The sequence below is a fragment of the Enterobacter cloacae complex sp. SHL022 genome, assembly GCF_049237785.1.
In the GTDB taxonomy this organism is placed as follows: domain Bacteria; phylum Pseudomonadota; class Gammaproteobacteria; order Enterobacterales; family Enterobacteriaceae; genus Enterobacter; species Enterobacter hormaechei_C.
In genome coordinates this window covers 102,496-114,795 of record NZ_JBMKJH010000003.1, presented here as the reverse complement: position 1 = coordinate 114,795, position 12,300 = coordinate 102,496, and the positions used below count along the sequence as shown (strand labels likewise).

At 56.0% G+C, this 12,300-nt stretch carries 13 protein-coding genes; 6 read left to right on the top strand and 7 right to left on the bottom strand.

All coding sequences use genetic code 11. The features are described 5' to 3' along the window. Positions 1 to 97 precede the first annotated feature (97 nt). The 3 genes from secM to mutT are packed head-to-tail and all read left to right on the top strand — an operon-like array spanning position 98 to position 3,815. Positions 98 to 601: a secA translation cis-regulator SecM gene (secM, locus tag ACOTZD_RS07410; protein WP_032628081.1), complete on the top strand. Its 504-nt coding sequence runs from the start codon at positions 98 to 100 to the stop codon at positions 599 to 601. A gap of 58 nt (positions 602 to 659) precedes the next feature. Then, the gene (gene secA / locus ACOTZD_RS07405) at positions 660 to 3,365 is read left to right on the top strand and encodes a preprotein translocase subunit SecA (RefSeq protein ID WP_003856335.1); all 2,706 of its coding nucleotides are present in this window, start codon (positions 660 to 662) and stop codon (positions 3,363 to 3,365) included. Between the two features lie 57 nt (positions 3,366 to 3,422). Next, positions 3,423 to 3,815 carry an 8-oxo-dGTP diphosphatase MutT gene (gene mutT, locus ACOTZD_RS07400; RefSeq protein ID WP_003856333.1) on the top strand — a complete coding sequence of 131 codons (393 nt, stop codon included), beginning with the start codon at positions 3,423 to 3,425 and terminating at the stop codon, positions 3,813 to 3,815. Between the two features lie 34 nt (positions 3,816 to 3,849). Here mutT and yacG read toward each other — a convergent pair whose 3' ends face one another. The 3 genes from yacG to coaE are packed head-to-tail and all read right to left on the bottom strand — an operon-like array spanning position 3,850 to position 5,417. Further along, the gene (yacG, locus tag ACOTZD_RS07395; RefSeq protein ID WP_003856332.1) at positions 3,850 to 4,044 is read right to left on the bottom strand and encodes a DNA gyrase inhibitor YacG; all 195 of its coding nucleotides are present in this window, start codon (positions 4,042 to 4,044) and stop codon (positions 3,850 to 3,852) included. Positions 4,045 to 4,053: 9 nt separating this feature from the next. After that, positions 4,054 to 4,797, bottom strand: a complete 744-nt coding sequence (gene zapD, locus ACOTZD_RS07390; RefSeq protein ID WP_003856329.1) for a cell division protein ZapD — start codon at positions 4,795 to 4,797, stop codon at positions 4,054 to 4,056. Beyond that, the gene (gene coaE / locus ACOTZD_RS07385) at positions 4,797 to 5,417 is read right to left on the bottom strand and encodes a dephospho-CoA kinase (RefSeq protein WP_059370142.1); all 621 of its coding nucleotides are present in this window, start codon (positions 5,415 to 5,417) and stop codon (positions 4,797 to 4,799) included. The genes zapD and coaE overlap by 1 nt, the downstream gene beginning before the upstream one ends. Positions 5,418 to 5,645: 228 nt before the next feature. Between coaE and ACOTZD_RS07380 the strand changes: the two genes are divergently transcribed. Beyond that, positions 5,646 to 6,689, top strand: coding sequence for a GMP reductase (locus ACOTZD_RS07380; RefSeq protein WP_003856327.1), 1,044 nt, complete (start codon positions 5,646 to 5,648; stop codon positions 6,687 to 6,689). Between the two features lie 33 nt (positions 6,690 to 6,722). Here the strand turns inward: ACOTZD_RS07380 and hofC are convergent, their stop codons facing one another. From hofC to nadC, 4 genes are all read right to left on the bottom strand, one after another. Further along, entirely contained in the window at positions 6,723 to 7,907 is a 1,185-nt protein-coding gene (hofC, locus tag ACOTZD_RS07375; protein ID WP_050871270.1) for a protein transport protein HofC, read from the bottom strand. Beyond that, positions 7,897 to 9,276: a type II secretion system protein GspE gene (gene gspE / locus ACOTZD_RS07370; protein ID WP_050871271.1), complete on the bottom strand. Its 1,380-nt coding sequence runs from the start codon at positions 9,274 to 9,276 to the stop codon at positions 7,897 to 7,899. Before gspE ends, hofC begins: the two co-directional genes overlap by 11 nt. Before the next feature lie 12 nt (positions 9,277 to 9,288). Next, complete coding sequence (gene ppdD / locus ACOTZD_RS07365; RefSeq protein WP_023315399.1) at positions 9,289 to 9,726, bottom strand: prepilin peptidase-dependent pilin; 438 nt, start codon at positions 9,724 to 9,726, stop codon at positions 9,289 to 9,291. A gap of 173 nt (positions 9,727 to 9,899) precedes the next feature. Further along, positions 9,900 to 10,793, bottom strand: coding sequence for a carboxylating nicotinate-nucleotide diphosphorylase (nadC, locus tag ACOTZD_RS07360; RefSeq protein WP_048243506.1), 894 nt, complete (start codon positions 10,791 to 10,793; stop codon positions 9,900 to 9,902). 87 nt (positions 10,794 to 10,880) lie between these two features. Between nadC and ampD the strand changes: the two genes are divergently transcribed. Further along, positions 10,881 to 11,444 carry a 1,6-anhydro-N-acetylmuramyl-L-alanine amidase AmpD gene (ampD, locus tag ACOTZD_RS07355; RefSeq protein ID WP_421636263.1) on the top strand — a complete coding sequence of 188 codons (564 nt, stop codon included), beginning with the start codon at positions 10,881 to 10,883 and terminating at the stop codon, positions 11,442 to 11,444. Further along, entirely contained in the window at positions 11,441 to 12,295 is an 855-nt protein-coding gene (gene ampE / locus ACOTZD_RS07350; protein WP_003856320.1) for a beta-lactamase regulator AmpE, read from the top strand. The genes ampD and ampE overlap by 4 nt, the downstream gene beginning before the upstream one ends. Positions 12,296 to 12,300: the final 5 nt, after the last annotated feature.

Genomic DNA, 12,300 nt, shown 5'->3' with positions numbered 1-12,300 from the left:
TTCCTGCTGCCGTGTATTGGCTTTAGTGGTAATATCTGGGCGCTAAAAAAGAATAACTAAACTCAGCCTGCACTGGCGGGCGAACGTGGTGGAGCAAGTGAGCGGAATACTGACGCGCTGGCGACAATTTGGCAGACGTTACTTCTGGCCGCATCTCTTATTGGGGATGGTCGCGGCGAGTCTCGGCTTGCCTGTGCTCAGCAACAGCGCAGACGCGGCGACGCCAGCACGTTCCACGACGACTAAACACGATCTCACCACACGGGTTAACTTCACTAATCTCGCATGGCTTGAAGCCAGCCGTCGTCCCAATTTCTCCGTTGATTACTGGCAGCAGCACGCGATTCGCACGGTTATCCGCCATCTGTCGTTCGCGATGGCGCCGCAGACGATGCCTGTTGCGGAAGAAACGCTGCCGGTCCAGGCTCAGCACCTTGCTCTGCTCGATACGCTTAATGCGCTTCTGACGCAGGACAACCAGCCGCCAGTGACCGTGAATCAGACGGCGAAAACGGATTTTGTTTCCCCTGCATCCTTCTCTGTTTCGACATGGATTAGCCAGGTTCACGGCATCCGTGCCGGGCCTCAACGCCTCAGCTAAATTAACCTTTTTCAATACCTTAATTTATCTGCCCGACTGGGGCGTTTGAGAATTTATTATGCTAATCAAATTGTTAACCAAAGTTTTTGGTAGTCGTAACGATCGTACCCTGCGCCGCATGCGCAAAGCGGTAAACGTCATCAACGGTATGGAACCGGCGATGGAGAAGCTCTCTGATGATGAGCTGAAAGCAAAAACCGCGGAGTTCCGTGCGCGTCTGGAGAAAGGCGAAACCTTAGAAAGCCTGATCCCGGAAGCCTTTGCCGTAGTACGTGAGGCCAGTAAACGCGTGTTCGGCATGCGTCACTTCGACGTGCAGCTGCTGGGCGGGATGGTGCTCAACGAGCGCTGCATCGCGGAAATGCGTACCGGTGAAGGTAAAACCCTGACTGCAACGCTGCCGGCTTACCTGAATGCGCTGACGGGTAAGGGTGTTCACGTTGTTACCGTCAACGACTATCTGGCGCAGCGCGACGCCGAAAACAACCGTCCACTGTTCGAATTCCTCGGCATGACCGTGGGCATTAACATGTCCGGCCTGCCGGCACCTGCCAAGCGTGAAGCCTACAACGCGGACATCACCTACGGCACCAACAACGAATACGGCTTCGACTACCTGCGTGACAACATGGCGTTCAGCCCGGAAGAGCGCGTCCAGCGTAAACTGCACTATGCGCTGGTGGATGAGGTTGACTCCATTCTGATCGATGAAGCGCGTACCCCGCTGATCATCTCCGGCCCGGCCGAAGACAGCTCCGAGATGTACCGTAAAGTCGACAAAATCATTCCTCACCTGCTGCGTCAGGAGAAAGAAGACTCCGATACCTTCCAGGGTGAAGGTCACTTCTCCGTGGATGAAAAAGCGCGTCAGGTCAACCTGACCGAACGCGGCCTGGTGAAAATCGAAGAGCTGCTGGTTGCTGAAGGCATTATGGAAGAGGGCGAGTCTCTGTACTCCCCGAGCAACATCATGCTGATGCACCACGTAACGGCTGCACTGCGCGCGCACGCGCTGTTCACCCGCGACGTTGACTACATCGTTAAAGACGGGGAAGTCATCATCGTCGATGAACACACCGGCCGTACCATGCAGGGACGTCGCTGGTCCGATGGCCTGCACCAGGCCGTGGAAGCCAAAGAAGGCGTGGATATTCAGAACGAAAACCAGACGCTGGCATCCATCACCTTCCAGAACTACTTCCGTCTGTACGAGAAGCTGGCGGGGATGACCGGTACCGCAGATACCGAAGCGTTTGAGTTTAGCTCCATCTATAAGCTGGATACCGTGGTAGTACCTACCAACCGTCCGATGATCCGTAAGGATATGCCGGACCTGGTATACATGACTGAAGCGGAAAAAATTCAGGCGATCATCGAAGATATTCGCGAACGTACCGCGAAGGGCCAGCCGGTACTGGTGGGGACCATCTCCATCGAGAAGTCCGAAGTGGTGTCTAACGAGCTGACTAAAGCAGGCATCAAACACAACGTTCTGAACGCCAAGTTCCACGCTAAAGAAGCAGATATCGTTGCGCAGGCGGGTTACCCGGCAGCCGTAACCATCGCCACCAACATGGCGGGTCGTGGTACCGATATTATGCTCGGCGGTAGCTGGCAGGCCGAAGTGGCGGAGCTGGAAAACCCAACCCCAGAGCAAATCGCGCAGATCAAAGCCGACTGGCAAGTGCGTCACGACGCGGTGCTGGCATCCGGTGGTCTGCACATCATTGGTACCGAGCGTCACGAATCTCGTCGTATCGATAACCAGCTGCGCGGTCGTGCGGGTCGTCAGGGTGATGCCGGTTCTTCCCGCTTCTATCTGTCTATGGAAGATGCGCTGATGCGTATTTTCGCCTCTGACCGTGTGTCCGGCATGATGCGTAAACTGGGCATGAAACCTGGCGAAGCGATCGAGCACCCGTGGGTTACCAAAGCGATTGCCAACGCCCAGCGTAAAGTGGAAAGCCGCAACTTCGATATTCGTAAGCAGCTGCTGGAATATGATGACGTTGCCAACGACCAGCGTCGTGCGATCTACACCCAGCGTAACGAACTGCTGGACGTGTCCGACGTGAGCGAAACCATCAACAGCATTCGCGAAGATGTGTTCAAAGCCACTATCGACGCTCATATTCCACCGCAGTCTCTGGAAGAAATGTGGGATATCGAAGGCTTGCAGGAACGTCTGAAAAACGACTTCGATCTCGAACTGCCAATCAAAGAGTGGCTGGACAAAGAGCCTGAGCTGCACGAAGAGACCCTGCGCGAGCGTATCTACGAAACCGCGCTGGACGTCTACAAGCGTAAGGAAGAAGTGGTTGGCGCAGAGATGATGCGTCACTTCGAGAAAGGCGTAATGTTGCAGACCCTGGACTCCCTGTGGAAAGAGCACCTGGCGGCAATGGACTACCTGCGTCAGGGTATCCACCTGCGAGGTTATGCGCAGAAAGATCCGAAGCAGGAGTACAAGCGTGAATCCTTCTCCATGTTTGCTGCCATGCTGGAGTCGCTGAAGTATGAAGTTATCAGCACTCTGAGCAAAGTTCAGGTGCGTATGCCGGAAGAAGTGGAAGCGATGGAGCAGCAGCGTCGTGAAGAAGCTGAGCGTCTGGCACAGATGCAGCAGTTGAGCCATCAGACCGATGAGAGCGAAGCCGCAGCAGCAATCGCAGCGCAGACGGGCGATCGTAAAGTTGGTCGTAACGATCCGTGCCCATGCGGTTCCGGCAAAAAATACAAGGCGTGCCACGGCCGTCTGAGCTAAGAACATAACAAACTGAAAAGGCGCAGATATCTGCGCCTTTTTTATGGAAGTGACATGATGAAAACACTGCAAATTGCTGTCGGGATCATTCGCAACCCGCAAAACCAGATCTTCATTACCCAACGTGCCGCCGATGCGCACATGGCCAACAAATGGGAATTCCCCGGCGGGAAAATCGAATCAGGTGAAACGCCGGAGCAGGCGCTGGTGCGTGAGCTTCAGGAAGAGGTGGGGATCACCCCGCTTGGCGCAACGCTGTTCGATAAGCTGGAGTACCAGTTTCCGGATCGTCACATCACGCTGTGGTTCTGGCTGGTGGAAAGCTGGGAAGGTGAACCGTGGGGTAAAGAGGGGCAGCCGGGTAACTGGATTGAGCTTCAGGCCAGCGATGCGGAAAAATTCCCGCCCGCCAATGAGCCTGTGATACTCCGGCTGGTTGCACAACCGTAGGCCTGCTAAGCGAAGCGCCAGCAGGCTTTGAACGTTACTGCTGGTTTTCGCTCCAGTCATCGCTATCCGAGAGATCGCCTTCGCTCGGAATGCGTTTCTCTTCCGCCGCCCATTCGCCCAGGTCTATAAGCTGACAGCGCTTGCAGCAGAATGGGCGAAATGGACTCACTTCTCCCCAGACGACAGTTTTCCCACAGGTTGGGCAGTTTACGGTGGTTACGTCAGACATCGGCACTCCTTAACAACAGGCCAGTTCAAAATCGAGGCGTTCCGGCACGGTGCCATGTTCACTGTCCAGCGGCATAAAGCGGATCGCGAAACGGCTTTTATGTCCGGAAATTTGCGGGTAAAGCTGCTCGCTAAGAGACAGATTCAGGCGCAGAAGATCGGCGTCGTCGCCGTTATCCTGATAGAAACCGTTGAGACTGGTTTGTTTGCGGAACGGGGCAGAGTTACGCACAAGATCGAGGATCAAGGATAACGTCTGATTCATCGGCTCCAGGCTGCCCAGCCAGCTGTTCACCTGGCGATCGCGCTGTTCCTGCGGCATGTGCAACCACATATGCAGCGTTGGCAGGTCAAAGCTACAGCAACCGCCCGGTATGCTCAGGCGCTGGCGTACCAGCGCAATCAGACGATCCTCTCGTAAAAACTGGCCAACGCGCGGCGCGGCCATCAGCGTCGTGCTGCTGTTTTTCAGCTGCTGGCGTAAAGCGTCAATTCGACTTTGATCCACGCCCGGTACTTCGGCCCAGGCCTGTAATTTACGCTGCTGGCGCTCCAGCTCTTTCAACAGCTCAGTGCGGACGTCACCGCGTTCAATCACATCCAGCAGATCGCCCACGTTGCGGAAAAAATGCAGCGCGGTGGCGTGATCGTTGACAGGCAGATGTTGTGAAAGCTGTTGAATAAGAAATTCTATGCGTAGCCAGGTACGCATTTTTTCGTTAAGCGGGTGCTCAAAAAGGATATGAGTCGACATTATGGTTTTTCCTGTGCAACGGCCTGCGCGGCGAAGGTCAGATACTGCGCGTGCAGACGAGCAACATCCGATGCAATGGCATCTGGTGCGCCGTTATTATCAATAACATCATCCGCAACGGCGAGGCGCGCTTCGCGCGTGGCCTGTGCGGCAAGAATTTGTTCAGCATGTTCGCGTGAAACATTGTCACGCGCCATGGTTCTCTGGATTTGCGTTTCGCGGGAAACGTCAATCACCAGCGTTCTGTCTGCTTTATTCTGAAGCTGATTTTCCACTAGTAACGGGACGACCCACAACACATAGGGCGAACGGGCTGCGGCAATTTGACGCTGAGTTTCCTGGTGGATAATGGGGTGGAGCAGGGCATTAAGCCAGGCTTTTTCCGCTGGATCGGAAAATATGTACTCACGCAGCTGCCGACGATTCAGGGTGCCGTCAGCCTGTATCACACGGCGACCAAAATGCGCTTCGATGGCGTTTAAGGCGGGTGTATTGGGTTCTACCACATGACGGGCAATGATATCGGCGTCGATAATCGTGATGCCGAGACGAGCAAACGCGTGCGCAACGGTGCTTTTACCACTACCGATGCCGCCGGTTAATGCGACGATATACCCCATTAAATCAGATCCTGGGAATTATTCAGTTTTAAAATCAGTTGCTTAAAATTCAAACTTACAACAGCCAATGTTTAGCTCTCTTTACCCGCTTTTTACCAGGTAAATTTATAGGATTGTAGCGTAAAAAAAGAGAATTTCGCAGTCTTGCGGAGCAGGTATTAGTGCGTATGATAGCGTCACTGGAGTTGTGCTTTTAATATATTTGCCTCTAACCCCAGGAATCCGCACATGCGTATCGAAGAAGATCTGAAGTTAGGTTTCAAAGACGTTCTTATCCGCCCTAAACGCTCTACACTGAAAAGTCGCTCAGACGTTGAACTCGAACGTCAATTCACCTTTAAGCATTCCGGTCAGACGTGGTCTGGCGTGCCGATTATCGCGGCCAACATGGACACCGTCGGGACCTTCGAGATGGCGACCGCACTGGCGCAATTCGACATCCTTACTGCGGTACACAAACACTACAGCGCTGAAGAGTGGGATGCGTTTGTCGCCTCCGCCTCGGCTGAAGTGGTGAAGCATGTGATGGTCTCGACCGGTACGTCTGATGCAGATTTCGAGAAAACCAAACAGATCCTGAACGCCAATCCGGCGCTGAATTTTGTCTGCATTGACGTGGCAAATGGTTATTCCGAACATTTCGTCCAGTTCGTCAGCAAGGCGCGTGAAGCCTGGCCAACCAAAACCATCATCGCGGGCAACGTGGTGACCGGTGAAATGTGTGAAGAGCTGATCCTCTCCGGAGCCGACATTGTGAAAGTGGGCATTGGCCCGGGCTCCGTTTGCACCACGCGCGTGAAAACCGGTGTGGGTTATCCGCAGCTGTCTGCGGTAATTGAATGCGCTGACGCTGCGCACGGTCTGGGCGGCCAGATCATCAGCGACGGTGGCTGCACCATGCCAGGCGATGTCGCGAAAGCCTTCGGCGGCGGCGCGGATTTCGTGATGCTCGGCGGCATGCTGGCAGGCCACGAAGAGAGCGGCGGTACCGTGGTGGAAGAGAACGGCGAGAAATTCATGCTATTCTACGGAATGAGCTCTGAATCCGCGATGACCCGTCACGTGGGTGGTGTCGCGAAATACCGTGCGGCGGAAGGCAAAACCGTTAAGCTACCACTGCGTGGTCCGGTCGAAAACACGGCGCGCGATATCCTCGGCGGACTGCGTTCTGCCTGCACCTACGTTGGGGCTTCCCGCCTGAAAGAGCTGACTAAACGCACGACGTTTATCCGCGTTCAGGAGCAGGAAAACCGCGTTTTCAATAGCCTCTGACGGCTACGGCTGGCGCGCGTCCGTGCGCCAGCGTTACCCCGCGCTCATTGCATCCCCCAGATGGAAAATCGGCAGATACATTGCCACCACCAGCGTGCCAATAATCAGACCTGTCACGACCAGTAGCAAAGGCTCAAGAAGCGCCGCCAGATTGTCTGCCTGCTGAAATGTCTGTTCCGTATGATGGCGGGCCAGATTTATCAGCATGACATCCAGTGAACCCGACACTTCTCCGGTGCGAATGAGCTGAATACACAGTGGCGTAAAAACAGAGGCCTTCTGGAAGGAGGACCACACGGGCATCCCCTGTTCGATATCGCTGCGTATCTCACGGAGTTTCTCCTGCCAGTAGCCACACTCAACGGTCTCCTCCACACTCTCCAGTCCTTGTAAAAAGGCAATTCCGGCCTGCTGGGTTAATGACAGCACGGTAAAAATTTGCCCCAGTTTTTGCCCGCGCGTCAGCGTGCCCATCACCGGTACATGTAACAAGACATACTGCCAGCGCGGATGCCGCCGCAGCTTACAGGCGATGACAACCATTGCCACGAGCAGGGCCAAAAGGGTGAGGATATGCGCCTGAACCAAGGCCGCCAGCCCCATGACTGCCTGCGTGAGCAAAGGGAGCGGGGTGTTGAACGTTTTGTAGATTGCAGCAAACTCAGGCAAAACCAGCGTGACCATCGCCAGCACCACGAAAACGGCCAGCGTCAGGATGATCAGCGGATAGCGCAGCGCTTTCTTCACCTTTGCACTGAGCTGCTGCTGGGATTTTTGTTGCTGCGCAAGCTGACGGCAGCAGGCTTCGAGCTTACCCGTCAGTTCACCCGTCTTCACCATCGAGACATAAAGGGGGCTAAACACCTCTGGCCATTTCTTCATGGCCTCTGACAGAGCGAAACCTTCGCTCAGGTCATCAGCAAGACTGTGCAGCAGCGCCTGCCAGTGCTGCAAAGGATGCTGTTCCGCCAGCATGTGCAGGCTTTGGGACAGCGTGAGTCCGGCCTGTAGCAGCGTGGCGAGCTGGCGAAAAATATCGTAGCAGTGCTGCACTTGCCATCGGTGGTGCTGCTGGCAGCGTTTTAGCGCCAGCGGGTGCAGCTGTTTAAGCACCAGAGCCGTGTAAGCTGCGTTACGGTCGATGGCCCAGAGGGTGCCGGTTTGCACCTCCCCCTCGGTGGTCAGGGCACGCCAGCGCCAGAGCGAATTAGCAGCCATCTGGCATTCCCAGGACGCGCAACAACTCTTCGAGCGTAGTCAGCCCTTGCTCTACGGCCATGCAGCCATGCTCAAACAATGAGGTCATTCCCGCCTGACGAGCGCTGGACCCAATCACCTCCGTGCTTGCTCCGCTGGCGATGGCCTGCCGCAGCGTGTCGTCGATGACGAGCACTTCAAAAATGGCTACGCGACCATAAAAACCGTGGTAGCAGCGATCGCAGCCGGTGGGTTGCCAGCGAGGAAGCGGCCGGGGCCACAGCGTGCGGGGTAATTCGGTGTGGCGGCTGGCTTCCTGTCGGCAGTACGGGCATAAACGGCGCACCAGCCGTTGGGCAATCACCATCGAGAGCGCCGAAGAGATCATCCAGCGCGCGACACCCATCTGTTGCAGCCGTACCAGCGTTTCAGTCGTCGAATTAGTATGGAGGGTGGACAGCACCAGATGCCCGGTTTGTGCCGCCTTAATGGCAATTTCTGCCGTTTCGCCGTCACGAATTTCACCTACCATAATGATGTCAGGATCCTGCCTGAGCAGGGCGCGCAGCACGCTCTGGAAGGTCAGCCCCGCACGCGGATTAATCTGCGTCTGGTTTAAGCCTGCAAGCGGGATTTCAACGGGATCTTCCACGCTGCAAATATTAACGTCAGGTGTATTTCGCGCCTGTAACGCACTGTACAGCGTCACCGTTTTCCCGCTACCTGTCGGGCCGGTGACCAGAATCAACCCCTGAGGGCTGTTAAGCGCCCCGGCAAAACGGACCTGCTGGTCTGCGCTCATCCCCAGCTGTTCAAGCTCCAGAGCCTGCTGTACCTGGTGAAGCAGACGAAGCACGATTTTTTCTCCACCGCTACAGGGAAGGGTTGCGATACGAAAAGAGACGGGGACGCTTGCCAGCTCCACCGTAAACTGACCGTCCTGCGGCAGGCGGCGCTCCGCAATATCCAGTTGACCCAGCACCTTCAGGCGTGCGGCAAGCGTCGTCCCGAGGGCGGCAGAGATCGGCGGTTGAGGGTAGAGAACACCGTCGATTCGCAAACGGATCTGGTAACCGTGCTCCGTCGGTTCAATATGGATGTCAGAAGCCCGCTGGTTTACTGCCTGCTGCAAGGTTGTACTGAGCACGTCAGCGGCTGAGTTTGGCGCGATGCCCGGCAGGTGTGATGATGAGAGGGACTGAAGCCGTTTTTCCATCCGTTCAGCCGTCCAGCACTCAATATCAATACGTTTCTGCGTGGCGAAGCGTAACGCTTCCATCAGCTCAGAGGCTGGATTACCCACCACCGCAATGCTGATCATCTCGGTGTCGCTTGCGAGTAGCAGTGCGTGATGGCGCTGACAGAGCGTCATAAGCTGCTCGGTATTCATTGTCCACTCCTTTCAGTTGTTGTCGAAGCGGAAAACATCTTCACAGGCTTGTCTGAGCGCCGTGTCGGACGCAATTTTGCAGTCACGCGTCCAGCCCGTCATACCGTTACCGTCGCTCCAGATCGGTGTCATGAGCACTTCAAGTCCGTTAAGGCTTTCCTGCCCTGTTAACGATACGATCCCCTTCGCCACGCTCATCGCTGAAACGTAACGTGTGGTTGTCGGGGAGGGGATGCCATTGGTGCCTGCGTCGCAGCGATCCACACCACCACGATCCAGGGCGCAAAGCTCAATGGCGGTGCGGTAGGGGATGAACGTTTGCAGCATATCGGTGAGCGCCGCTTTTCGCAGGTAGTTCTGATAGGCCGGGACGCCAATCGCGCTCAGGATGGCAATAATGCCAATGACTACCATTAGCTCAATCAGGGTAAATCCTTGTTGTCTGTTCATGTCTGCTCCTTATGTTAAGTGGCGCTACTGTGGCAGTGACTGCGCGCAGAAACGAGGGGCAAAAGCGTGAACGTGAAGGGGCTTTCAGGGAAATGATTCAGTATTGCAGAGAAGGACAGCGTAATTGCGAGCGGTTTCGTATTTCCCCTCTCCGGGCGGAGAGGGGGGATAATTTATTTGAAGCGCATCGAGAGGTCGAGGGCGCGGACGTGCTTGGTCAGGGCGCCTACGGAGATGTAATCGACGCCGGTTTCAGCAAATTCGCGGATGGTGTCGAACGTCACGTTGCCGGACACCTCAAGCTGCGCCTGGCCGTTTGTGCGTTTGACCGCTTCACGCATCTGCTCCGTGTCGAAGTTATCGAGCATGATGATGTCAGCCCCCGCTTTAATGGCCTCGTCCAGCTCCTCCAGCGTTTCCACTTCCACTTCGACGGGCACATCCGGATGCAGCCAGAAGGCTTTTTCCACGGCCTGACGCACCGAGCCAGAGGCAATAATGTGGTTCTCTTTGATCAGGAAGGCATCGGATAGCCCCAGACGATGGTTGGCGCCGCCACCGCAGAGTACCGCGTATTTCAGCGCGGTGCGCAGGCCCGGCAGGGTTTTACGGGTATCCAGCAGCTGCGTGCGGGTGCCTGCCAGCAGGTCAACGTAGCGGCGTACTTCACTGGCAACGCCAGAGAGCGTTTGCACAAAATTGAGCGCGGTGCGTTCACCAGTCAGCAAGACGCGGGACGGGCCGTCCAGTTCGAACAGTGGCTGATTCGCCGTGACCGCATCGCCGTCCTCAACGTGCCATGTTACCTGCACCTCGTCGCCCGCCAGCTGGGTAAAGACCTCCTCAACCCAGCGTTTGCCGCAGAAAACCCCTGCTTCACGGGTGATAATCACCGCATGCGAGCGTGTCTCTTTTGGCAACAATTGGGCGGTAATATCGTTATCGGCGCTGACGTCACCGCCGAGGTCTTCTCTCAGGGCATGGGCAACGCTTGCCGGGATATCACTATTAATACGTTCCAGAAGCGCGTCACGTCGGTGGTCGGGGTTATAGCGGCGAGGCGGCATGATAAAACTCCAAATTGGTAACGAATCATAATATTGAAACATGCTACTCTGAACCGAGTAACAGCACCATAGATAAGGAGTTCCAGCATGTTGTTAGAAAACGGATGGCTGGTGGACGCGCGGCATGTACCGTCGCCGCACCACGACTGCCGCCCGGAGGATGAAAAGCCCACACTGCTGGTGGTTCACAATATTAGTCTCCCGCCGGGTGAGTTTGGCGGTCCGTGGATCGATGCGTTATTCACTGGAACGATAGATCCCGATGCCCACCCCTTCTTTGCTGAGATTGCGCATCTGCGCGTATCGGCGCACTGTCTGATCCGTCGTGATGGCGAAGTGGTTCAGTATGTTCCTTTTGATAAGCGTGCCTGGCATGCCGGCGTGTCGAAGTATCAGGGGCGCGAGCGGCGCAATGATTTCTCCATTGGAATTGAACTGGAAGGAACGGACACCACGCCTTACACCGATGCGCAATATGAGAAACTGGTTGCTGTAACGCAAACGTTAATCGGGCGCTATCCCGCCATTGCAGACAATATTACAGGGCACAGCGACATCGCCCCCGAAAGAAAAACCGACCCCGGCCCGGCGTTTGACTGGTCCCGGTTTCACGCCATGCTTACCACGTCGTCAGATAAGGAGATAACATGACGTTGTTTACCATGCTGCTGGTTATGATCGCTGAACGCCTGTTTAAGCTCGGCGAGCACTGGCATCTGGATCATCGGCTGGAGGTGTTATTCCGCCGCATCAGGCATTTTTCCATGCTGCGCACGCTGCTGATGGCGGCAGGCGTGATGGCCATTACGTTCCTGTTGCTGCGCTCGCTTTACGGCCTCTTTTTCAACGTGCCGCTGCTGGTGGTGTGGATCCTGCTCGGTGTGTTGTGTATTGGCGCGGGCAAGGTGCGTTTGCACTATCACGCGTATCTGAAAGCCGCTTCCCGGGATGATGCCCACGCGCGCGGCGCGATGGCGAGCGAGTTGACGATGATCCACGGCGTACCGCCGGACTGCGATGAACGCGAGTTTCTGCGGGAGCTGCAAAACGCGCTGCTGTGGATTAACTTCCGTTACTACCTGGCGCCGCTGTTCTGGTTCGTGGTGGGCGGACCCTGGGGGCCGGTACTGCTGATGGGTTACGCGTTCCTGCGCGCCTGGCAGACCTGGCTTGCCCGCTATCTTACGCCGCATGAACGTCTACAGTCCGGCATTGATGCCATCCTGCACGTGCTCGACTGGCTTCCGGTGCGTCTGGTAGGCGTGGTCTATGCCCTCATCGGTCACGGTGAAAAGGCGCTGCCCGCGTGGTTTGTCTCCCTTGCTGACCGCCATACCTCGCAGTATCAGGTTTTAACCCGACTGGCACAGTTCTCGCTGGCCCGTGAGCCGCACACGGACAAAGTCGCAACGCCAAAGGCTGCCGTCTCGATGGCGAAGAAAACGTCGTTTGTGGTGGTGGTGATTGTGGCGCTGCTGACGATTTACGGCACGCTGGTTTAAGCCAG

Bases quoted from the DNA above. Each gene is read 5' to 3' on its own strand.
- secA (WP_003856335.1), top strand. From the start codon at position 660: ATGCTAATCAAATTGTTAACCAAAGTTTTTGGTAGTCGTAACGATCGT.
- mutT (WP_003856333.1), top strand. From the start codon at position 3,423: ATGAAAACACTGCAAATTGCTGTCGGGATCATTCGCAACCCGCAAAAC.
- yacG (WP_003856332.1), bottom strand. From the start codon at position 4,044: ATGTCTGACGTAACCACCGTAAACTGCCCAACCTGTGGGAAAACTGTC.
- zapD (WP_003856329.1), bottom strand. From the start codon at position 4,797: ATGTCGACTCATATCCTTTTTGAGCACCCGCTTAACGAAAAAATGCGT.
- coaE (WP_059370142.1), bottom strand. From the start codon at position 5,417: ATGGGGTATATCGTCGCATTAACCGGCGGCATCGGTAGTGGTAAAAGC.
- ACOTZD_RS07380 (WP_003856327.1), top strand. From the start codon at position 5,646: ATGCGTATCGAAGAAGATCTGAAGTTAGGTTTCAAAGACGTTCTTATC.
- hofC (WP_050871270.1), bottom strand. From the start codon at position 7,907: ATGGCTGCTAATTCGCTCTGGCGCTGGCGTGCCCTGACCACCGAGGGG.
- gspE (WP_050871271.1), bottom strand. From the start codon at position 9,276: ATGAATACCGAGCAGCTTATGACGCTCTGTCAGCGCCATCACGCACTG.
- ppdD (WP_023315399.1), bottom strand. From the start codon at position 9,726: ATGAACAGACAACAAGGATTTACCCTGATTGAGCTAATGGTAGTCATT.
- nadC (WP_048243506.1), bottom strand. From the start codon at position 10,793: ATGCCGCCTCGCCGCTATAACCCCGACCACCGACGTGACGCGCTTCTG.
- ampD (WP_421636263.1), top strand. From the start codon at position 10,881: ATGTTGTTAGAAAACGGATGGCTGGTGGACGCGCGGCATGTACCGTCG.
- ampE (WP_003856320.1), top strand. From the start codon at position 11,441: ATGACGTTGTTTACCATGCTGCTGGTTATGATCGCTGAACGCCTGTTT.